Origin of the sequence: Streptomyces sp. A5-4 (assembly GCF_051131715.1) — a bacterium.
Classification (GTDB): domain Bacteria; phylum Actinomycetota; class Actinomycetes; order Streptomycetales; family Streptomycetaceae; genus Streptomyces.
In genome coordinates, this window is record NZ_CP178591.1 from 8,676,892 (window position 1) to 8,697,322 (window position 20,431).

General features: G+C 68.6%; 21 protein-coding genes and 1 pseudogene. 12 read left to right on the forward strand and 10 right to left on the reverse strand.

From position 1 onward, the window contains the following. Positions 1-70: 70 nt before the first annotated feature. From ACLLJJ_RS40545 to ACLLJJ_RS40555, 3 genes are all read left to right on the forward strand, one after another. Positions 71-679, forward strand: a complete 609-nt coding sequence (locus ACLLJJ_RS40545; protein ID WP_434599826.1) for a TetR/AcrR family transcriptional regulator — start codon at positions 71-73, stop codon at positions 677-679. Between the two features lie 250 nt (positions 680-929). Next, entirely contained in the window at positions 930-2,348 is a 1,419-nt protein-coding gene (locus ACLLJJ_RS40550; protein WP_434599827.1) for a DEAD/DEAH box helicase, read from the forward strand. A gap of 220 nt (positions 2,349-2,568) precedes the next feature. After that, the gene (locus tag ACLLJJ_RS40555; protein ID WP_434600662.1) at positions 2,569-2,748 is read left to right on the forward strand and encodes a helix-turn-helix domain-containing protein; all 180 of its coding nucleotides are present in this window, start codon (positions 2,569-2,571) and stop codon (positions 2,746-2,748) included. Positions 2,749-2,819: 71 nt separating this feature from the next. Here the strand turns inward: ACLLJJ_RS40555 and ACLLJJ_RS40560 are convergent. Continuing rightward, a pseudogene (locus tag ACLLJJ_RS40560) lies at positions 2,820-3,260 on the reverse strand (DUF2690 domain-containing protein); the annotation flags it as partial. Between the two features lie 96 nt (positions 3,261-3,356). Beyond that, a complete protein-coding gene (locus tag ACLLJJ_RS40565) occupies positions 3,357-4,028 on the reverse strand; it encodes a hypothetical protein (protein ID WP_434599828.1) in 672 nt (223 codons plus the stop codon). A gap of 437 nt (positions 4,029-4,465) precedes the next feature. Between ACLLJJ_RS40565 and ACLLJJ_RS40570 the strand changes: the two genes are divergently transcribed. Further along, complete coding sequence (locus tag ACLLJJ_RS40570) at positions 4,466-5,095, forward strand: glyoxalase (protein ID WP_434599829.1); 630 nt, start codon at positions 4,466-4,468, stop codon at positions 5,093-5,095. 178 nt (positions 5,096-5,273) lie between these two features. On the opposite strand, the gene ACLLJJ_RS40575 is transcribed toward ACLLJJ_RS40570, so the two are convergent. After that, positions 5,274-5,936, reverse strand: a complete 663-nt coding sequence (locus ACLLJJ_RS40575; RefSeq protein WP_434600663.1) for an enoyl-CoA hydratase/isomerase family protein — start codon at positions 5,934-5,936, stop codon at positions 5,274-5,276. A gap of 394 nt (positions 5,937-6,330) precedes the next feature. On the opposite strand from ACLLJJ_RS40575, the gene ACLLJJ_RS40580 reads away from it, so the two are divergent. The 3 genes from ACLLJJ_RS40580 (at position 6,331) to ACLLJJ_RS40590 (ending at position 10,539) form a co-directional block, all read left to right on the forward strand. Then, complete coding sequence (locus tag ACLLJJ_RS40580; RefSeq protein WP_434599830.1) at positions 6,331-7,638, forward strand: ATP-grasp domain-containing protein; 1,308 nt, start codon at positions 6,331-6,333, stop codon at positions 7,636-7,638. A gap of 49 nt (positions 7,639-7,687) precedes the next feature. Then, the gene (locus ACLLJJ_RS40585; protein ID WP_434599831.1) at positions 7,688-9,730 is read left to right on the forward strand and encodes a CocE/NonD family hydrolase; all 2,043 of its coding nucleotides are present in this window, start codon (positions 7,688-7,690) and stop codon (positions 9,728-9,730) included. A gap of 224 nt (positions 9,731-9,954) precedes the next feature. Beyond that, positions 9,955-10,539, forward strand: a complete 585-nt coding sequence (locus tag ACLLJJ_RS40590) for a chorismate mutase (RefSeq protein ID WP_434599832.1) — start codon at positions 9,955-9,957, stop codon at positions 10,537-10,539. Between the two features lie 152 nt (positions 10,540-10,691). Here the strand turns inward: ACLLJJ_RS40590 and ACLLJJ_RS40595 are convergent, their stop codons facing one another. Genes ACLLJJ_RS40595 through ACLLJJ_RS40610 form a run of 4 tightly spaced genes read right to left on the reverse strand, consistent with a single transcriptional unit; the run spans position 10,692 to position 13,331 of the window. Further along, positions 10,692-11,189 carry a hypothetical protein gene (locus tag ACLLJJ_RS40595; RefSeq protein ID WP_434599833.1) on the reverse strand — a complete coding sequence of 166 codons (498 nt, stop codon included), beginning with the start codon at positions 11,187-11,189 and terminating at the stop codon, positions 10,692-10,694. Then, complete coding sequence (locus tag ACLLJJ_RS40600; RefSeq protein WP_434599834.1) at positions 11,186-12,016, reverse strand: ABC transporter ATP-binding protein; 831 nt, start codon at positions 12,014-12,016, stop codon at positions 11,186-11,188. Before ACLLJJ_RS40600 ends, ACLLJJ_RS40595 begins: the two co-directional genes overlap by 4 nt. Further along, complete coding sequence (locus ACLLJJ_RS40605; protein ID WP_434599835.1) at positions 12,013-12,831, reverse strand: zf-HC2 domain-containing protein; 819 nt, start codon at positions 12,829-12,831, stop codon at positions 12,013-12,015. Before ACLLJJ_RS40605 ends, ACLLJJ_RS40600 begins: the two co-directional genes overlap by 4 nt. Then, positions 12,828-13,331, reverse strand: a complete 504-nt coding sequence (locus ACLLJJ_RS40610) for an RNA polymerase sigma factor (protein ID WP_434600664.1) — start codon at positions 13,329-13,331, stop codon at positions 12,828-12,830. Before ACLLJJ_RS40610 ends, ACLLJJ_RS40605 begins: the two co-directional genes overlap by 4 nt. A 314-nt stretch (positions 13,332-13,645) precedes the next feature. Here ACLLJJ_RS40610 and ACLLJJ_RS40615 point away from each other — a divergent pair, with 314 nt between their 5' ends. From ACLLJJ_RS40615 to ACLLJJ_RS40625, 3 genes are all read left to right on the forward strand, one after another. Beyond that, the gene (locus tag ACLLJJ_RS40615) at positions 13,646-14,119 is read left to right on the forward strand and encodes a carboxymuconolactone decarboxylase family protein (protein WP_434599836.1); all 474 of its coding nucleotides are present in this window, start codon (positions 13,646-13,648) and stop codon (positions 14,117-14,119) included. Between the two features lie 143 nt (positions 14,120-14,262). After that, entirely contained in the window at positions 14,263-15,219 is a 957-nt protein-coding gene (locus ACLLJJ_RS40620; RefSeq protein WP_434600665.1) for an RNA polymerase sigma-70 factor, read from the forward strand. A gap of 417 nt (positions 15,220-15,636) precedes the next feature. Continuing rightward, the gene (locus tag ACLLJJ_RS40625) at positions 15,637-16,353 is read left to right on the forward strand and encodes a DUF2470 domain-containing protein (RefSeq protein WP_434599837.1); all 717 of its coding nucleotides are present in this window, start codon (positions 15,637-15,639) and stop codon (positions 16,351-16,353) included. Between the two features lie 253 nt (positions 16,354-16,606). Here the strand turns inward: ACLLJJ_RS40625 and ACLLJJ_RS40630 are convergent, their stop codons facing one another. The 3 genes from ACLLJJ_RS40630 to ACLLJJ_RS40640 all read right to left on the reverse strand — a co-directional run bounded on the left by ACLLJJ_RS40630 (position 16,607) and on the right by ACLLJJ_RS40640 (position 18,296). After that, on the reverse strand, positions 16,607-16,996 hold the full coding sequence (locus ACLLJJ_RS40630; protein WP_434600666.1) for a hypothetical protein: 390 nt from the start codon (positions 16,994-16,996) through the stop codon (positions 16,607-16,609). 190 nt (positions 16,997-17,186) lie between these two features. Next, positions 17,187-17,651 (reverse strand): helix-turn-helix transcriptional regulator, encoded by a 465-nt coding sequence (locus ACLLJJ_RS40635; protein ID WP_434599838.1) that lies wholly within the window; start codon positions 17,649-17,651, stop codon positions 17,187-17,189. A 231-nt stretch (positions 17,652-17,882) separates the two neighbouring features. Next, positions 17,883-18,296 (reverse strand): VOC family protein, encoded by a 414-nt coding sequence (locus ACLLJJ_RS40640; protein ID WP_434599839.1) that lies wholly within the window; start codon positions 18,294-18,296, stop codon positions 17,883-17,885. Between the two features lie 616 nt (positions 18,297-18,912). Between ACLLJJ_RS40640 and ACLLJJ_RS40645 the strand changes: the two genes are divergently transcribed. Both ACLLJJ_RS40645 and ACLLJJ_RS40650 read left to right on the forward strand, forming a co-directional pair. Beyond that, positions 18,913-19,317: a hypothetical protein gene (locus tag ACLLJJ_RS40645; protein WP_434599840.1), complete on the forward strand. Its 405-nt coding sequence runs from the start codon at positions 18,913-18,915 to the stop codon at positions 19,315-19,317. Positions 19,318-19,739: 422 nt separating this feature from the next. Then, positions 19,740-20,090 (forward strand): PRC-barrel domain-containing protein, encoded by a 351-nt coding sequence (locus tag ACLLJJ_RS40650; protein ID WP_434599841.1) that lies wholly within the window; start codon positions 19,740-19,742, stop codon positions 20,088-20,090. Positions 20,091-20,431: the final 341 nt, after the last annotated feature.

Below are 20,431 nucleotides of genomic sequence, written 5' to 3' on the forward strand. Positions count from 1 at the left end.
CTTTCTTGTCTATCGATCGCTACAGAAAGGACCGTAGCATGTTCAGTAGCGAGCGTTATAGAATGGATGAATGGAAACGAAGCAGCGCGGCAGGCCGCGATCCTTCGACCGGAAGGCGGCCCTCCAGCAGGCGACGCTGGCCTTCTGGGCGCAGGGCTACGAAGCGACCTCGATCGCGGACCTGACGCGCGTGATGGGCATCGGTGCACCGAGCCTCTACGCCGCGTTCGGGGACAAGCGGGCACTCTTCGCGGAGGTGGTCGAGACCTACGGGGCCACCTACGGCACCTTCGGCGCCCAGGTGATGGACGAAGAGCCGACCGCACGTCGCGGTGTCGCGCGGCTGCTGCACGAGGCGGCGTGGGAGTACACCGACCCGAGCCACCCACCTGGCTGCCTGGTGATCAGCGCCGGCGAGAACTGCACGTCGACCCAGGTCGTGGATGCGCTGCGGGAGCAGCGCATCCAGAATGTGCGGGAATTCCAACGGCGGATCCAGGTGGACGTCACCGCGGGGGTGCTGCCCGCCCACGCCGATGCGGGTGTGCTCGCGCGCTATACGGGAGTCGTCGTTCAGGGGATGTCGCACCAGGCGCGGGACGGTGCGAGCCGGGCGGAGCTGGAAGCGGTCGCGGAACTCGCCATGCGGGCCTGGCCCGAAGAGGTCGCCGGGACCTGAACGCACCACCACGGGCGGTCGGTTCACGCCTCGGCCAGGACCTCGAAGGAGACAGCGCCGACAGGCTATGTGATCCCGTGCGTATACGGGCTGGCATCCGGGGGGTTGCCCACAGGCAGGCGGGGCGATGAGCTGGCGCCGCCTCGCCCGCCCGCTGGTAAAATGGCAGGACGCTTCGATGTCGCCGGGGTCCGTACCGAGGGGTACGGACCCCGGCTCGTTCCGGGCGCCCTATCGAGGAAGGTTCCCCATGAACGCGAAGCCGCCGGCCCCTGGACAATCCCGTGCAGGCAAGACCCAACGGGCGACAGCGCCGCAGGGTGAGATCGCGACGCCGCAGACGGTGGTCCCGGGCCTGCCGCCGGCCGAGTCCTTCGAAGCGCTCGGGCTGCCGCCGAAGCTGATGGAGACGCTGATCGGCCTCGGGGTTAAGGAGCCCTTCCCGATCCAGGCGGCCACCCTGCCCAACGCACTGGCCGGCCGCGACGTTCTTGGCCGCGCCCGGACCGGCTCCGGCAAGACGCTCGCGTTCGGCCTCGCGCTCCTCGTCCGGACAGCAGGCCTGCGAGCGGAGGCGAAGCGGCCGCTCGGACTGGTTCTGGTGCCGACCCGGGAGCTCGCGCAGCAGGTGGCCGACGCGCTGACGCCGTACGCGCAGACGCTGAATGTGCGACTGGCGACGGTGGTCGGCGGGCTGTCGATCAACCGTCAAGTGGCGCTGCTGCGGACCGGCGTCGACGTGCTCATCGCGACGCCGGGGCGGCTGACCGACTTGGTGTCGCGCCGCGACTGCCTCCTGAACCACGTGCGGATCACGGTGCTGGACGAGGCGGACCAGATGTGCGACCTGGGGTTCCTGCCGCAGGTTTCGGAAATCCTGGACCAGGTCCGCCCCGACGGGCAGCGGCTGTTGTTCTCGGCCACACTCGACCGCAACGTCGACCAGCTGGTGCGCACTTACCTGCACGACCCGGTGCTCGCCTCGGTCGACCGCGTGGCGGCCTCGATCACCACGATGGAACACCACGTGCTGAACATCCACGCCGCAGACAAGCATGCGACCGCGACCGAGATCGCCGCCCGCGACGGCCGCGTACTGATGTTCCTGGACACCAAGGCCGGTGTGGACCAGTTCACGCGTCACCTGCGGGCCAGTGGTGTACGGGCCGGCGCCCTGCACAGCGGGAAGTCGCAGCCGCAGCGCACGCACACGCTCGCCCAGTTCAAGGAGGGGGAGATCAACGTCCTGGTCGCCACCAATGTGGCGGCGCGGGGCATTCACATCGACGCGCTCGACCTTGTCGTCAACGTCGACCCTCCGGCCGATGCCAAGGACTATCTGCACCGGGGCGGGCGCACGGCGCGCGCCGGAGAGTCCGGGAGCGTGGTCACCCTGGTCACCCCCAACCAGCGGCGCGACGTGAACCGAATGATGTCCGAGGCGGGAATCCGGCCGACCGTTACCCAGGTGCGCTCCGGTGCGGAGGAGCTGACCACCATTACCGGGGCGAAGCGCCCGCCCGTCGGAGTCAAGACCACCGGCGGAAACGCCGCCTTCCGCGGCATCGGCACCCGCCCGGGGCGCCCCGCCAAGGAGACGCGTAAGGCCGCCGATGCTCGCAAGACGGCGGAAGCCCGCGCGGCGGCCCGGGTACGCAAGGGCCGCTGACGCTGGACGAACCTGCCGGTCCGGGGGCGCGGTGGGTCGCCCGAGCGTCTGCTTCTCAGACGGGCCGACGTTGCGGACGCACTGATCTTCCTGGAGAAACTGCGCTCGCACCTCGACGAGCAGTTGCCCGCTGAGGACCTGTCCGCGCTCGCCTGCCTTGCACAAGACGCGTACTCTCTTGCATGTGACGCAAGAAACCGGTCCGGACAGCACGGTCCGCATGCGCCTCAGGAGCCTGAGGCGGGCGCGCGGCTGGTCCCTCGACAATCTCGCCGAGCGCGCCCGCCTGAGCCCCTCGACCCTGAGCCGCCTCGAGACCGGCCGCCAGCGCATCGGCCTTGACCAGCTCCGCGCTTCGCACTCAGGAACCGGGAACCCACCTCGTCGAGGGAAGGCGTGAGTGACCCAGGCTCCGGCGCTGTTCCTGTGGTAGAGGTAGCCCTCCACCCACTGTGAGTACTGACGACTCATCATCGGCGTGTAGCAGGTGGTCTGACCGGCTTGGACGTGTTTGTTGCCGTTGGCGGTGTCGCAGCTGAAGGCGAGTTTGTGGGTGCCGTTTGGCCCTGCGCGGCGAATCAGCGCGTTCCCGTACTCGCCTGCATCGAGCTTCGCGCCGAAGTTCACAAAGGCCCACGCCGTGTTGCACCTGAAATTTCGCCGGTACTGGAGGGTGCCGTAGACGCCGTCACCCCGGACGATTTCCGCGGTGTCGAAGGTGGATGCGTCGGAGTTGCAGGAACGGCCGTTGATCACTTTGTAGGGCGATTGGCCGTGATACGGGCCTGCGGCCTCCGCTCCTGGGCTGGAGCGACCAATCCCAGCAGCGGTAGCACGGCAAGCAGGACGAACAGAACTCTCGACTTTACGGGGTCCCCCTCTATCGCGCGGCGTCCCCCGGGACCTACCCAGTCTTACGGGGTCACATCCCGACCCTACTCATGAGCCTTCGGTGTGAAGCTCTTCGCGCGAATGGCGTGAGGGGCATGGTGGCCGCGGCCCGAGCCGTCAGTTCTGGTTCACCGGCCAGACCGCCGCAGGGTCGCAGTGGTTAGGGCAAGCCAGCAGGTAGATCTCGTTCCCGAGGAACAGCCCGTCGGTGTCGTCGCCGAATTCCATGTCTTCCGGCACTTGGCAGATGTACACGAGGTCGGCGCCGCACGCGCATGTGTAGTGCTCAGGACTCTGTGCCCAGGACGGGGTGCCACCGACCTTGAACGTCTGGGCTCCGCATCCGTGCGGGTCGGGGGAGTCCACGAAGGGCCGCAGCGTCAGTGGCAGAGCGCACAGGGTCGGTTCGGCCTCTGCCGCAGGCAGCGTCGCGTGACGCTGGAGCAGTACGCGCCAGAACGGACGCGGGTAGGGCGGGTGCGGAGCGTCCCAGTACCGAGGCACGAGTCGGCCGGCGGCCGTCTGCGGGTCGGATGCGTCGTTGTGGGTGCGGCAGTGGAAGACGAGCAGATGGTCTCCGCCGAAGTGGTCCAGGTCCGGGGGCACGTCAAGTTGGAAGAACAAGGTCATCCGGTCGCCGCAAAAACACTCGGGCCATTCCTGAGGATGGTCCAGGAACGGCCGGCCGCCCACCGAGTTTCGTGCCGGCCCGTCGAGCGCTTCGGTTCCGACCTCGATGGCGTGGGCGGGCAGTACCACCGGTATTTTCCTTGCATCGCGTTCGACCATCCGAACACCTTAAGGGCTGCTCCTGGCTCGTATCAGCACACATGTTTTGACGATGCGTCAGATCTCAGGTTCTTCGGTGTGTGAGTCGGTCGCGGACGGGACCATCGGTCAACTCCGTCTGCTATTTGAGCTTCCCTTCCGTGCTGACCCTCCCGGCCATCAGGTCTGGCATGCCGTGTGGAGCCAGAAGTTACGTGCTCTCCGCCGGGTAGGCACTGGCTGCGCCGGGGAGGCCACCGTAGGGTCGCCTCCCCATATTTTGCCGCAGTGTTTCCCGTACCCTCCGCTGCGCTACGCACACGAGTGGATGCAGGCTCCAAAGGCGTGACCAGGAGGCGAGAACCGTCGGCGAGGGCCAGGGAACGGCTCAAAACCTCCTCCGCCATCGGTCAGGAATCGAGAAGCGCTCTCGCCGGTACGCATCTAGCGTGATGGCCATGGCAACCATCGAATCCGTCACCCTCGACGTGGCCGACCCCACGGCCGCCAACCGCTTCTACACCACCGCATTCGGGTTGGAAACGCAGGTACGCCTGCGGGCCTCCGAGGCGCCGACGACCGGCTTTCGCGGGTTCACACTGTCGCTCACGGTGTCCCAGCCGGCCACTGTGAAAGGTCTCGTCGACGCCGCCGTCGACGCCGGTGCCACGCTGCTGAAGCCCGCCGCGAAGTCCTTCTGGGGCTATGGCGGCGTGGTGCGGGCGCCGGACGGGACGATCTGGAAGGTCGCCACCTCGGCGAAGAAGGACACCGGGCCGGACACCCGGCAGATCGATGAGATCGTGCTCCTGATGGGAGTCGCGGACATGGCCGCGAGCAAGCGGTTCTACGTCGACCGGGGTCTCGCCGTGGCGAAGAGCTTCGGCCGGAAGTACGTCGAGTTCGCCACTCCGACGAGTCCCGTCAAGCTGGCGCTGTACGGGCGCCGTGCCCTCGCCAAGGATGCCGGCGTCCCTGTCGACGGCACGGGATCGCACCGGCTCGTGATTGGCAGCGATGCCGGGCCGTTCACCGATCCCGACGGGTTCGCATGGGAGGCCCCCTCGTCGGCGTCATCCCCGAACTGATCGTCCTTGGCGCAGCGGGGGCCTGGCTGCTGTCCTGGCCGGAGCCGCACAGGCGCCTCGATATCCGTGTCGGGCCGGCCCTCATCCGAGCTCACGAAGGGGCATCGGACAGGTATTCCGTCAGGGGTTCTCCCTCACGATGACGCACCAAAATCTCGCGACGACCCTCTGTGGTGGCCTACCGGATCGGCACCGGGCTCGTCCCGCCGGCGTTACGGGTCCGGCGGGTCGCGGCGGCGACCGAGGCCATGAGTTCGGCGTCCAGGGGGGAGGGGTCGGCGAGGCGGGTCGCGGCGGCGTACGAGTTGAGCAGCGCCTTGGTGACGCGCAGGGCGGCCTCGGGGCGGCGGACGATTGGTTTCGACCAGGCGGTGACGGCGTCGTCGAGGCCCTCTTCGGGCACGACCCGTTGCAGGATGGACAGTTCATACGCCGCGGCGGCGTCGAAGGACCGTCCCGTGAGGATGAGTTCGCGGGCCCGCGCGGCGCCGACCTCGTGGATCAGCCGCGGCAGCACCCCGCCCCAGGCGGTGGGCAGACCGAGCGCCAGCTCCGGCAGCCTGAATCCGGCGGTGTCGGCGCCGACCCGCAGGTCACAGGCGAGGGCGAGTGCCAGGCCCGCGCCGATGGCCTTTCCCTGCACCCTGGCGATGGTGACGGCCCGATGGGTGGAGATCGCCTCGCAGACCCGGCGGGCCTTGTCGCCGGCGATCCGGATGCCGCGTCCGGTGGGGTCCTCGTCGAGCCAGTCGGCGAACTCGTTGCGGTCCCCGCCCAGGCAGAAATCGTCCCCGGCGCCGCTGAGCACCAGCACCCTGACATCGGGGTCCTGCGAGGTCAGGACCGTGCATGACGTGGGCCATGCTGTCCCGTTATTGCCGTCATGCGCAGATAGCTGTTGCCCCCGTCACAGCGAAACGTCCCAATTATTCCTTGCCATCTGCGAAATGCCGAGGACTGGGCCGTACGTCGGGGTCGGCGGGACCGCGGTTGCGTATCCCGCGTCGCGGGCAGCGTGTGACGTGGCCGAGGTGATGGCTCCGCCGTATTCGCGTCGACGGTCGGTGGTGTGCGCGGCGATGTTCTGGATCCCGGCCGACTCGCATCACCGCGCAGTGCGCCCACATCAGGAGCCGCACCCCGGTACCCGAGCCGTCGGCAGGGACAGGGAGTAAGCGGGGCGCGGTCGGGTACGCGGAATGGACCAACCCGAACGCCACTACCAGGGGGTTTCCATGCAAATGAAAAACATCTTCGTCATTGGCCTCGACGAGGCCAATCTGCCCACTCTGCAAGGCGTGCCCGACGCGCGGGGTTACCGGTTCCATCAGCTCCTGACCATTGAAGAGCTGCAGCAGGGCGAGGTGTCCGTACCCGATCTGCTGGAGAAGGCGCAGCACACCCTGGACGCCTTCGACGGAAATATCGACGCGATCGTCGGCTATTGGGACTTCCCCGTGAGCACACTCGTGCCGATCCTCAGCGAGCGCTACGGCACGCGCAGCACCAGCCTGGAGTCGATCGTCAAGTGCGAGCACAAGTACTGGAGCCGACTGGAGCAGCAGAAGGCCGTCGACGCGCATCCGCGCTTCGGAATGGTCGACCTGGAGGCGACCGAGCCGAAGCCACCGGAGGGCGTGAGCTTCCCGATGTGGCTCAAGCCCGCGTTGGCGTACTCCTCCGAACTGGCCTTCGGCGTCAAGAACCAGGAGGAGTTCCTGGAGGCGGTCGCCGAGATACGCGAAGGGATATCCCGCGTCGGTCGCCCCTTCGAGTACATACTCGACCGGCTTGAGCTGCCGCCGGAGATGGACGGGGTGGGCGGCATGGTCTGTCTGGCCGAGGAAGCACTGACGGGCATCCAGGTCGCCGTGGAGGGATACGTCCACAACGGCGAGGTCACTGTCTATGGCGTACTGGATTCCATCAATTACCCGAACAGCTCCAGTTTCCTGCGCCACCAGTACCCCTCGACGCTGCCCGAGCCCGTGATCCGGCGGTTGCACGACGTGTCCGAGCGCGTCATGCGCCAAATCGGCATGGAGGCGGCGACGTTCAGCATTGAGTTCTTCTACGACCCGCAGACCGACGACATCAACGTGCTGGAGATCAACCCCCGGCACTCGCAGTCGCACGCCGAACTCTTCGAATACGTCGACGGCGCCCCCAACCACCACTGCATGGTCAGCCTGGCACTCGGCAAGGACCCGAGCCTGCCGCACCGCGCCGGCCGCTACGAGACGGCCGCCAAGTGGTACTACCGCTGGTTCGCCGACGGTGTGGTGCACAGCGTGCCCACCGAGGAAGACATCGAGCGCATCGAACGGGAGATTCCCGGTGTGGTCGTCGACGTGGTGCCGCCCGAAGGACAGCGGCTGTCGCGCATACCCCAGCAGGACAGCTACAGCTACGAACTCGCGCACATCTTCACCGGTGGGCACAGTGAGAAGAACCTGAGCGAGAAGTACGACCGCTGCGTGGCTGCCCTGAATCTCACCTTCGACCGGACCTCGCCCGGCGGCCGGGACCAGAAGAACGTCTGAACCGAGCAGCGCCGCACCACCCCCGCACATCAAGGAGCCGGTAAGCCCTATGCGTTTCGTGAGCAACCTGCCCTGCGCGACCAAGGAAGAAGAGCACGTCACCGTCCCCATGTCCGACGGCACCCTACTCTCGGCGCGCATCTGGCGCCCCACCTCATCGGACACGGAGCCGGTGCCGGCGGTGCTGGAGTACATCCCGTACCGCAAACGCGACCTGACGTCCGTACGCGATTCGATCCACCACCCGTACATCGCGGGCCACGGATACGCCTGCGTACGCGTCGACCTGCGCGGCACCGGCGAGTCGCAGGGGGTGCTCAGGGACGAGTACCTGGAGCAGGAGCAGCGCGACGCGGAGGACATCCTCGCCTGGCTGGCCGACCAGCCCTGGTGCGACGGGGCCACGGGCATGATGGGTATTTCCTGGGGTGCGTTCGCGGCCCTGCAGGTCGCCGCCCGGCAGCCGCCGAGCCTGCGCGCCATCGCCATCTCGTCCTTCACGGACGACCGGTACGCGGACGACATGCACTACATGGGTGGTGCGCTGCTCTCGGACAACCTCGCGGAGGCGGGCACCATGTTCGCCTACGCCACCTGCCCGCCGGACCCGGCCCTGGTCGGCGACGAATGGCGCGCCATGTGGCACGAGCGCATGGAGAACACCCGCCCGTGGATCCTTCAGTGGCTGCGCCACCAGCGGCGCGACGACTACTGGCGGCACGCCTCGGTGTGTGAGGACTACCAGGCCGTACGCTGCCCCGTCCTCGCCTCCAGTGGGTGGGCGGACGGCTACTCCAACGCGGTGACCCGGCTCCTGGGGAACCTGGACGTGCCGCGCAAGGGGCTGATCGGCCCGTGGTCGCACAAGTTCCCCCATCTGGGCGAGCCGGGTCCTGCCATCGGCTATCTCCAGGAGCTGGTGCGCTGGTGGGACCACTGGCTCAAGGGCGTCGACAACGGGGTCATGGACGGCCCCATGCTGCAGGCCTGGATGCAGGAAAGCGTGCCGCCGTCGACCTCCTACGAACAGCGTCCCGGCCGCTGGGTCGGCGAGCCCAGCTGGCCGTCCCCGCACATCGAGCCGCGGACTCATCCGCTCACCCGGCACCGCATCGGCGCTCCCGGTGAGGCCCCGTCCCACGGCGAGAGTGGGCCGGACGAGGCGATGACCATCCAGTCGCCGCTGTCGGTGGGCCAGTTCGGCGGCAAATGGGCTTCGTACAACGCCCCGCCGGACCTGCCGTACGACCAGCGGGAGGAGGATGGCGGCTCGCTGGTCTTCGACTCGGACCTGCTGACCGAGCAGGTGGAGATCCTGGGCTCGCCCACAGTCGAACTCGAACTGTCGGTGAGTGAACCGATCGCCACGGTCGTCGCCCGACTGTCCGACGTGTCGCCCGACGGCCCGGCCACCCGCGTGACGTACGGAATCCTCAACCTCACGCACCGCGACGGCACCGGCGCCCCCGAGGTGCTGGAGCCAGGCCGCCGCTACCGGGCCACTGTCCAGCTCAACGGAGTGGCCCAGGTGTTTCCGCCCGGCCACCGCATCCGGCTGTCGCTGTCCACGTCCTACTGGCCGCTCGCCTGGCCGCCGCCCAGGCCGGTCATGCTCAGCGTCCACGAGGGGACGAGCTCCCTGACCCTGCCGGTGCGCCCGGTCGGCGAGCCCGACGAACTCCCGCAGAAGCCCTTCGGCGAACCGGAGGGCACGCAGCCGCTGATCAACACCCAGCTGGTCGCCCCGGAAGGAAGCTGGGAGGTCAGCCGCGATCTGGTGAAGTACAAGTCCGTGCTGGAGATCCTCAAGGACCGCGGCGTCGTGCGTCACGAGGACATCGGCCTCGACGTCGGGCTGCGCGCCTATGAGCGGTACGACGCGATCGCCGACGACTTCACCTCGGTCAGTGGCGAGTCCGCCTGGACCATGCGGTTCCGGCGCGACGACTGGAACGTACGCGTGGAGACCAGGACGGTCCTGCGGTGCAGCGAGACGGAGTTCTTCATCAACGCGACCCTGGACGGTTACGAGGGGCACCGCCGGGTCTTCTCCCGGACGTGGAACGAGACGCTGCCCAGGGACGGCCTGTAGGAGCTGACACGGAGTCGCGCAGGCACGGGCGGCAGGGCCTCCGTACGCGCATGTGGGCATGTCCGGCGCGACGGAACACGAGGCCGGTGCCCCGCGCGGTCGGGTCGGGTGGCGCCCGACCCGACCGCGGCCGACCCGCGCGCAACGTCGAACGCGGCCGGGCCGGGGCCGTACGATCGGCGCCATGTGACCGACCGCGTAGACAAGATGCCTACTGACCGGCGGTGCAGTCATGGCCGTGTTCCTCGTCGGCCCGGCCGAGGCCGCCTCGTCCTGGGCCGCTCCTGGTACTGAGACGAACTACGGCGGGCACACCCGGCTCCGCCCGCTCGTCGACCTTTCGGCACAGCGCCTCGCCACGGCGGAACTCGTCGCCGCCGCCAAAGTGGTTCACGGGCAGCCCCGTCGACGACCCGCTCCGCGAGAAGCAGGTTCTGGCCACGGCGGCGCGCCAGGCAGGGGAGGCGGGGGCCGATCCGGACACGACGGTACGGATCTTCCGCGACCAGATCGACGCGAACAAGGAGGTCCAGCGCGCTCTGCACACCCGCTGGGACGCGGACTCCTCCCGCGCGCCGGAGAGCAGCCCGGACCTCACAGAGGTGCGCCGGGAGATCAACCGCGTCAGTGCCGATCTGGTCCGGGCGATCGCGGACTCCGCGGCAGCACGCGCGGCTCCCTCCTGCGGCGGCACGCTGACGGCCACCAAGGCGCTCGTACGGCGCGACCGGCACTTCGACCGCCTCCGCGCGCAGGCGCTGACCCGGGCACTGGGCTCCGTCTGCGCCCAGGGCGTGTTCTGGAAGTAGCTGGTGGTCCCCGCGAAGCCGGTGGCTCCGGCCTGCAACTTCTTTTGACGGTCGGGCTTCCAGAGCTCGATCAGGATGTCGACCCTGGCGAGCATCGCGGTGTGTCCGCCGGTCAGTGGATCGCTGCCGCAGATACCGAAGCGGCCGCTGTGCTACCGCCTCGGTCCCGCGACGGCGTAGGCCGCGGTGCCGACGACGGCGAGTACCAGGGCCGTCCAAGTGCCCGCCGCGGTGCCGGGCGGCAGCACCATCCAACTCGCCACCTGCATCGGCATATTCGTCGGAGGCGGGGCGAAGATCGAGAGCGACAGCCAGGCGATCGGCAGGGTCCACGCGTACTGCGCCCCGCACACGGCCGCCCCGATGGCGACGAGCCCCATCAGCCCCGCGCTGTCCCGGACGACGAACGCGGTGGCGGCCAGGTCCCCGCCCATCGCCTGCACCACCAGCAACGCCGTGGCGACGACCGAGCCGATGAGCAGCACGTGCACTGCCCTCCGTCGACGTCGGCCTCGATCGGCCTCGGCGGCCAGGACGTCGCGTTGGACCGGACGGCCGCCATCCGCTGGATGCGAGATCGCCAGGACCACGATGCCGGCCCACGGGGCGACACAGCGCCTCAGCTCGATGCGCAGGATACGAACGTTCACCAGGTGCCCCTTGCCTGCTGGGGGTTGAGGAGCAGCGCCGAATAGCCGCGCTCCAGCGGACTGTCGCCCACGTGTTCGGGGCCGCCCGCCGCGGCCAGTTCGTCCGGGGTGCCCTGGAAGACCAGTCGGCCCTCGGAGAGGAGCACCACGTCGGTGCAGGCAGCGGCGACGTCCTCCACGAGATGGGCGGAGACCACCACGCAGGTGTCCGTCCCGAGCTGCTGCAACAGCCCGCGGAAGCGCAGCCGTTGCGCCGGGTCCAGGCCGACCGTCGGCTCGTCCAGCAGCAGGATCGACGGGTCGTTGACGATGGCCTGGGCGATCCCGACCCGCCGCACCATGCCGCCCGACAGGGCCTTCATCCGCTCATCGGCACGGTCCGCCAGACCGACCCGCTCCACAGCGCGCTGCACCGCCGCCGGGATGTCCGCCTTGGGTATCTCCTTCAGCCACGCCATGTACTCGACGAACTCGCGCACCGTGAAACGCTTGTAGTAGCCGAACTCCTGCGGCAGGTAGCCGATCCGACGGCGCAGCGCGCGGTGCTCGCCGCTGCCGCTCGCGGGCTCCCCGAGCAGCTCCAGGACGCCTTCGGTGGGGCGCAGCACGGTGGCCAGCGCCCGGATGAGGGTGGTCTTGCCTGCCCCGTTGGGACCGAGGAGGCCGTGTACGCCGGTGCCCAGCGACAGGTCGAGCCCGTCGACGGCCATCCGTTGTCTGCAGACTCTCACCTTCAACCCAGTGGCCCGGATTTCCCAGGCGTAGGTCGTTGGTGCGAGTTCAGCCGCGCTTACCGCGGGCATCATGTGGTCCTTTCCGATGGTCATCGATGAGTTCCCAGCACGGAGTACGCGCCCCTGCGGGCGGCCACGACTCCGATGCCGAGCGTGAGGATCAGCGCCCACACGGGCAGGCCGTCCGTCTGCAGGGCGAAGGTCGTACGGCTGGCGGCCAGGCTCGGCGCGACGATCACGGCGGCCCATGCGGCCACCATGGCGACGGCGGCGCGGGTCACGCCGACGACACCGCCGAGCGCGAGGGTCGCCGAGGTGAACGCCAGGCAGGGCAGCAGCCACTGGGCCACCATCACCCCCGTCACCCATCCGCCCACCAGCAGTGCGGGCAGGACCACGACGAGCATGGACGCGGTGCGTCGCAGTACGAGGTGGAGCCCGGCCCTCGGCGCGGACACGGTCAGTTCGTGCGCCGGGTCCAGGCCGCGCGACCACGAAGCCGCGACGCCGAACACGGGCAGGACCGGGGCGAGCAGCAGCACCAGCGACACCTCGCCGGAGCCGGTGCCGACCAGGTCGAGCAGCAGCGCGAGCAGCGTCACGCTCACGATCATGGCCAGCCACGGCGCCATCGGGGGCGTCAGCCACGTCGAAAGCCGGGCCGGCGCGCGCCGTCTGCGCGGCATTGTGGTGGTGGCGGCCACCTGTGGCCCGAGGTCGGACCACACGGTGTCGACCAGCGCCGCCAAGGCGGGTGCCTCCGCCGTGAGAGCGGCCGACAGCCGGTCCCGGCACACCTCGCACGTCTCCAAATGGGCTTCCAGGGCCCACACTTCGTCGGTGGCGATGTGCGTATCACCGCGCGCGTACCGGTCGATCAGCCGCATCGACGCGTGTTCCATGCTCATGCCAGCGCCTTCCGCATAGCGATCCGGGCCCGGCGGGCACGGGTCTTGACCGTCCCCTCGGGCAACCCGAGCAGGACCGCGGTCTCCCGGACGGACAACCCGTCGAGCACCATGGCCTGCAGTACTTGCCCCAGCTCCGGCGCGAGGTGGCGAAGCGCGTCCCCGACATCACCGCCGACGGTCGCCGCGAGCACTTCCTCCTCGGCGGCGGGCGCCGCGTCGGGGAGAGCGGCGGCCGCCGGCGGCTCGGCGTGGTGAGCCCGGCGCCGGAAGGCGTCGACGAGGCGGCGCGCCGCGATCGTCCACAGCCGGCCGACGGCCGTCCCGCCCACCGAGGACCCCGCGAAGGCGCCCGCCGCGCGCCACACCGCCAGATACGTCTCCTGCATGACCTCGGCGATGATCTGCTCGTCGGCGCAGCGACGGCGCAGCCGCACCGCCATCCACGGCGCGGTGCGGCGGTACAGCTCCTCGAACGCCGCGCGGTCACCCCTGGCCACCAGTTGGACGAGACGCTCCTCGTCCAGCTCGCCCGGTGTCTTTCTCACTGATCTCACACCTGCAAGACGTCCGGGGAGGCCGACAGGCTTTCCTCCAGGAGTGACCCCCGTCACACAGAGAGGTTCCTGGTGGTTGAGCGGCCGGAGATGGGCCGTGGCATGCGCGTTCGCCGTCGAGCGCTTGGGGGCCAAATATGCGTCGCCCGACCCGCGCGGCCACTCGGGAGAGGCAGTCCACCTCTCTCCATGTCACAGGGGGCCGGGCTACCTCGTCTCAGGGTATGTAGGCACTGACGACCACGGAGGAGCACATCATGGACGCGCGACTGAACTACTTCGCCAGCCCGACCGCCGGCAAGATCCTCAAGCACTTCATGTCCGCGGGCAAGGTACTCAAGGAATCGCCGCTGCCCGCCGCGACGCAGGAGCTGGTGGCGCTGCGCGTGAGCCAGATCAACAGCTGCGCGGTCTGCGTCGACATGCACACCAAGGAGGCTGCCGCCGCCGGTGAGACCCCGGTGCGGCTGAACCTGGTGGCGGCGTGGCGGGAGGCCACCGTATTCACCGAGGCCGAGCGCGCCGCGCTGGAGCTGGCCGAGCAGGGGACCCGGATCGCGGACGCCGCCGGCGGGGTCACCGACGAGGTGTGGACGTCTGCCGCCAAGCACTACGACGAGGAACAGCTCACCGCCCTGGTGGTCCTGATCTCCTTCATGAACACGGCGAACCGGCTGAACGTCATCACCCAGCAGCCGGCCGGTAGCTACGAGGTCGGGCAATTTCACTGAACGGCATCTGAAACGGGCACGGGCCCCGCGTCGCCGGCTCGGGTACGTTCCGCCGCACTGCCGATGCTTCGGATGATCACCATAGGATGCCTGCGCCGGTGAGCGCCGCCTCGTGGGAAGGCGCCAGGGAGAGGAGAGTTGGCATGAGTAAGGTCGAGGACTTCGAGGAACTGCGGCCCCTGCTGTTTTCGATCGCGTACCGGATTCTCGGCAGTGTGGGTGAGGCCGAGGACGCGGTGCAGGAGACGTGGCTGCGTTTCGACGCCTCGGCGACCCGGCCCACGTCGACCAAGGCCTTTCTGTCGGCCGCGGTGACACGGATCTCGATCGATGTACTGCGTTCTGCGCGGGTGCGCCGGGAGGAGTACGTCGGGCCGTGGCTTCCCGAGCCGCTGCTGAGTGATCCGTATCAGGACCCGGCGCGGTCGGTGGAGTTGGCCGACTCGGTGTCGATGGCGGCGCTGCTGCTGTTGGAGCGGCTCAGCCCGCTGGAGCGGGCGGTGTTCCTGCTGCGGGAGGTGTTCGCTTTCGGGTTCGACGAAGTCGCCGCGGCGGTGGGGCGTTCGGAGGCCGCATGCCGGCAGCTGTTGGTTCGGGCGCGGCGACATATGGAGGCCGGCCGGCCGCGGTTCGCAGCAGACCGTCAGGAGCGGCAGGAGCTGGCGGGGCGGTTCTTCGACGCGCTGAAGGACGGCGATGTGGGCGGGCTGCAGGATCTGCTGGCCGCCGATGTGCAGCTGGTCGGGGACGGCGGCGGCAAGGCGCCGCAGCTGGCCAAGGCCGTCACGGGCGCGAAGAACGTGGCACGGCTGCTGGGCGCGGCGTTCACCTGGCTGATCCGGATCGACGTGTCGTTCGAGCCGCACGAGATCAACGGCCAGCCCGGCGCGATCGTCCGCGACCGGGACGGCAAGGTGCTCCACATCCTTGTCCTTGATGTGCTCGACGGGCAGATTCAGACTGTCCGCACGGTGATCAATCCCGACAAGCTCGGCCACCTCGGGCCGGTCGCCGACGCCTGGGCCATCGACCGCGAGGTGAAGCAGGTCCGCCAACACCTGCGGACGCGCCACCCGTTCGGCTCGCCGATGCAACCGTGAGCGGACGTCGCCACCGGTCTGTCGAGGGTGCGCCGGCGATGATCAATGCGCGAGGGGCGCGACCCGGGAGCACCCGCTGAGCCGAGCGGAACGTTCGAGCTTGTTCCTGGGCGGCCAAGGAAAGAGCTGGCGTGGGACATGCGATCAGCGCGCGGCCACGGTTCGGCCAACTGTCGCTGCCGGCCGAGGCGATGGTCGCAGCCCTGGACAGCAGCACCAGGCGATCGAGAGGTGCGCGACTTGGCCGGGGGCGGTGGGCGCTGCGGTGCGACGCGATACCTCCGAGGGGCGGCAGGGGTTCGGCGGAACGGGGGAGTCGGGTCGGGGCGCGGAGGTTCCCCGAACATCCCTCATGAGTCAGGTTAGGCATACCTAAGTTGCTGACTTGGGTCTCTTTGATCGCCCTGGAGAACTTGGATGCGCCCACACCGGACCCGTGCTCCGCAGCCGACCCCCGCCGAACGCGTGCAGTCGATCCTGCAGGCAGCGCAGTCGATGACAGTGGTGAGCGACGGACATAACGCCGAGGTCAACCGACTCGGCGGCAGCGGAGCGATGGGGCATATCCACCTGCATCCCCCGTCCGAGGACGCTCCGGCCACGTCGCACACGCGCCTCCCGGTTCGGCTGGAACTCACGGACATCGCACCCACCGTCGTACGCGACCGGCTGCGTGCCCGGGTCACCCTCACGGGGCTGCTCGCCGCCCCGTACAGCAACGACTCAACCAAAAGCACCTGCATGGAGTTCGGGCAGGCAGTCCTCGAAGACAGCCGAGGCCGGCACTTCGTCTCGCTGGACGAGCTCTGGGCGGCCGGCCCGGCCCCGATCGCGGTGAACGAGGCGGAGCTGCTGACCCATCTCGTTGACAGCCACGGGGGGCTCGTCGCCCTCTTGGTGCGCCTTGTGCAACCGCGGCCGACGAGAGACATGCTGCGCGCCGTCCCGCTGGCGATGGACCGCTACGGAGTAACCCTGCGCCTGGAATACCCGGCCACACATCACGATGTCCGACTGCCGTTCGCAACTCCCGTCAGCAGCATGGAACAAGCAGGACCCCAGATCCGCAGCCTCCTGGCCACGGCCCGTCGCACCTCCCACCGCAACCGCCTGCTCACCATTCACGAGAGGTGAAACAGTCCGCTCGCAGACCAACAGGATCTCGGGCCGACCGGCGGGGTGCCCCGGTTGTACGTGGCAGGAGCGCCGCTGAGATCCGGCAGCAACTCGCGAAGGACTTCGGTCACTCCCTGTGGCCGTGTGTGTTCACGACCGCGAGCCGACCGCCCTCGTGCCACCCCCATGGCCATGGGGGGCGAGGGTGTTCAGGGGGCCCCGCGAGCTTTGGCCGGCATGACCGCCTGCGCCGCCATCGACCCTCGTGGCTTCACAACTCCCTTGAGATTTCCGTCGCTTCGGCCCGCGGCAGCTCGACCGGCAGGCGTCCGATGCGGAGCCGTCCTCTGGCATCGGCCGCCCAGCGACGGTCCGCGTACGCGCGTGCCCTCGCTTCCAGCGCCGGGGGCATACGACGCCAGGGCCGCCCCGGAGCGTTGGCGTCGGCGAGCTGCCTCTCGGCCTTCCATCCGGACAGAACGGTCCTGCCGCATCTGCGCCACTGCAGAGGGGAGATGGGCGCGCGCTGACCTCCACTGGTGATGAGCGCGTTCACCGGAGCCAAAGGATCCCCGGCCATCGTCTTGGCCAGGAGTACACCGAACGCAAGCGGCAGCAACGCCACGGCGAGTGCGGTGCCGGTGCTGGTGAGGTGCTGCATACTCACGTGCCGCGGTGCGTCAGGAATCATGGTTCTCATTCGAGCAGCGGCAGCGCGGTCGGACATCGGGCGACGTACTCAGCTCGTTCGTCCCCAGGTACTCATACCGCGGCGGCTCGCGGTGAGCACCCGCGTCAGGTGGGTGCTCTGATGCATCAACGGCCCTGCTGATTCGCGACCCAAGCCTCCGTCACGCTGGTTGCGGCTCGGCGAGGGGTGCATGCTGATTCCTGACTGGCCTCGTCACCTGTTTCGCCACACACGGTGGCATCCCTGCCGCAGTGCCTGCTGTGCGGCGCCGGTAGGTGCTGGGCGATGTGCCGACCAGTTCGGTGAAGCGAGTGCTGAAGGTGCCCAGTGATGAGCAGCCGACCGCGAAGCAGATCTCGGTGACGGAGAGGTCGCCGCGCCGTAGCAGCGCTTTCGCGCGCTCGATGCGACGCGTCATCAGATACGAGTAGGGCGACTCGCCGTAGGCCATTCGGAACTGACGGCTGAGGTGTCCGGCGGACATGTGCGCGCCGCGGGCGAGCGCCTCGACGTTCAGCGGCTGGGCGTATTCGCGGTCGATCCGGTCCCGGACGCGGCGCAGCCGCGCGAGGTCGTCCAGGCGCTGCGCCGTGGTGCGTGCGCGTCCCCACGAGGGGTGACACATGAGAGAACTCCCTTTCACGAGGTGGGTAAGCACCTGGGGCGCATGCCGAGACGGGCGCCCCAGGTGCTCGATGGCGATGACCGGCTTGCTGGAGTCGGTCGCCAGCGCGAGACGCTTGTGGTGTGCCGCCGCTGCGGGTGGTCGAAGGCGGCGGACTGGACGCGCTGCAGTCGTGTCCTTCGGGGCTGCTCGCGTCGCCGACCCTCATGACCGGATCGCGGACCGGACGGCTCAGCGAAGCTCCTGGATGCGGACCAGATTGCCCGCAGGGTCGCGGAAGGCGCAGTCGCGGATGCCGTACGGCTGCTCGGTCGGCTCCTGGACGACCTCGGCGTCGCCGGCCTGCAGCACCTTTTCGAAAGTGCCATCGAGGTCCCGGGTGGCCAGCAGAATCCAGCCGTAGGTGCCCTTCGCCATCATCTCGGCGATGGTGCGGCGCTCGTCCTCGGAGACACCGGGGTCGACGGCCGGGGGCGCCAGGAGGATGGAGGTCCCGGGCTGGCCGACTGGGCCGACCGTGATCCAGCGCATCTTGCCCTGTCCGACGTCGCTGCGGACCTCGAAGCCGAGGGCGTCGCGGTAGAAGGCCAGGGATGCGTCCGGGTCGTCATGGGGGAGGAAGCTCGCGTGAATGCTGATGTCCATGACGATGATGCTAGGCGTGGCTCCGTGACCCGCGCTTCTCGAATCCTGACCGATCCGGTCACCTGATCCACCAGGTAGGGGGCGCACCACGGAGCACCTGCCGGTCAGAATGCGGTGCTCGTGATCGCGAACCGGTTGCCCACGCGTGCTCGCCCGGGTAGGAGCGGCGATGGCCGCGGCGCGCCTGGGCCGGGTGGTGATCCTGGGTGGTCCTTCTGCTGGGGCTCTCGGAGTGCTGAGCTCGGCTTGGCGCCCAAGACAGGGCTGTTCTGCGATCAACGCGCGGACTCTGGGGCCTCGTTGAGCGCCGCAAGATCGTCCAGATGTGCGTCCAGTGCGGCAACGCACATCTGAGGGCTGAGGATCTCCGGGTGCAGAAAACGGCACCAAGGCCGTCATCGTGGTCGTGGCTCTGGCCGTCCTGGCGCTCGGGATGGCTGTGGTCTGGCGGAAGGCGGGTCGCACGAAATGATCGGCAGGGTGGGCTGAGGGTGGCCCGGAGGTCCGGACGCGTAATTCGAGCGAGGCGCGGCCACCTGGGAGCGGAATGCCGGACGGGCCTGCAGGCGTTCTGTTGAATCGTCCGAGGACCCGGCAGTGAATCGCGGAATCGGCTGTGCCGCCGATCAAGGGGTACGCGCTGTTCATGACTCTGGCCCGTTCCCTGCCCGACAGCGCCGCCGAGTGGTGGATCCTCCTTGGCGTGGTTGCCCTGTACGCGCTCTCCCGCTGGTTCCTGGCCTGGCGTCAGGCACGCCGCGACGGTGACAGGCATCCGGTGCGCGCCGCGTTCGCCGAAGAAGAGCCTGGCGAGGGGAACGCGGCGCCGGCTACGGGGGGGTTCACTTCCTACCGGCAGTTCCTCGGGTTCGTCACCGCCGCTGTGGTCGTCTCTCTGGTGGTCGCCTTGACGGAGGCCGGCCTTCGAGTGGTACTGCTGTGCACCATAGTTCCGGCCCTCGTGCTGGCACTGGCGTACCTGGACTTCCGCATCGCACGCAGCGCACGCGCACGGCCATAAGCCGGAAGGCTCGGAAGACTCCGGGGTATTGGTCTCGGTGTCGCGTCGCAGCGCGGGGGCGTTGAGTTTGCGCGTATTCCCGGCCGTTGAAGCACGTACGATTTCGTTTCTTCTCTGACCGATCCCGGGTCCAGTATCAAGCACTGGCATGCGCAGCCGCCGGGCAGCCGGCACAGCATGAGCGGGGCCCGGTGGGCGACGGTCCGGCGGAAAGCAGAGATTGGTGCGTGTCACCGCTCTGGCGCCCGGCAAACGTGCCACTTCCTTGTGCCGTGTGTTCGCGGGCGGGGCCGAAATTTATTTGCGTGTTTCTGTGTGAGCCGGAGATCCCGGGACAGGCGAAGGACTGGGTCGCCGGAGCGGTCAAGCAGTTTCGGTGTCACTTTTCCTGTACTGCGTCCAGTCGATGAAGGAGCATTGGTATGAGCGACATTTGGGGCTACCAGCCGACGACCGGTTACACCGCGGGCAACACTCTGACCGGGTGGAAGGTCGAGGCGACCGACGGAAGCATCGGGAAGGTGGACAAGCACTCCGACGAGGTCGGTTCTTCCTATCTTGTTGTGGATACCGGGGTCTGGATTTTCGGCAAGCACGTGCTGCTGCCGGCGGGCACGGTGACGCGGGTTGACGCGGCGGAGGAGAAGATCTACGTCGATCGGACGAAGGAGCAGATCAAGGCAGCTCCTGAGTTCGACAAGGACAAGCATCTCGGCGACGCCGGTTACCACGAGGAAGTGGGCGGTCACTACGGCCGTCACCGCGCCGTCTGAGGATCACATGTGCTGGGGCGGGGCAGCCAGTTTCACTGGCTGCCCCGCCCCAGCGTTGTGCGCAATAACTGCGGCGCTGTGCGCAGCGCCTGCACTCGTCGCTCCCCGCGTGCATGTGGTCCGTCAGGTGCGTGGCCAGGAGAAGGCCGTTCCGGTCGTGCTCAAGAGATTTTCGCATCCGGCAGGTTGTTCTGCCGACGTGGCCACATGTCGGCTGCTGCCTGTTCGACGTACATATGGTCACGCGGGGGCTCGGACGCTGCATCAGTCCCGCTGATTTCGCGACATCACGCCAGAAGGGGGCGCAGCATCTTTTGGTGATGCGCTGATCGGGGGCACGG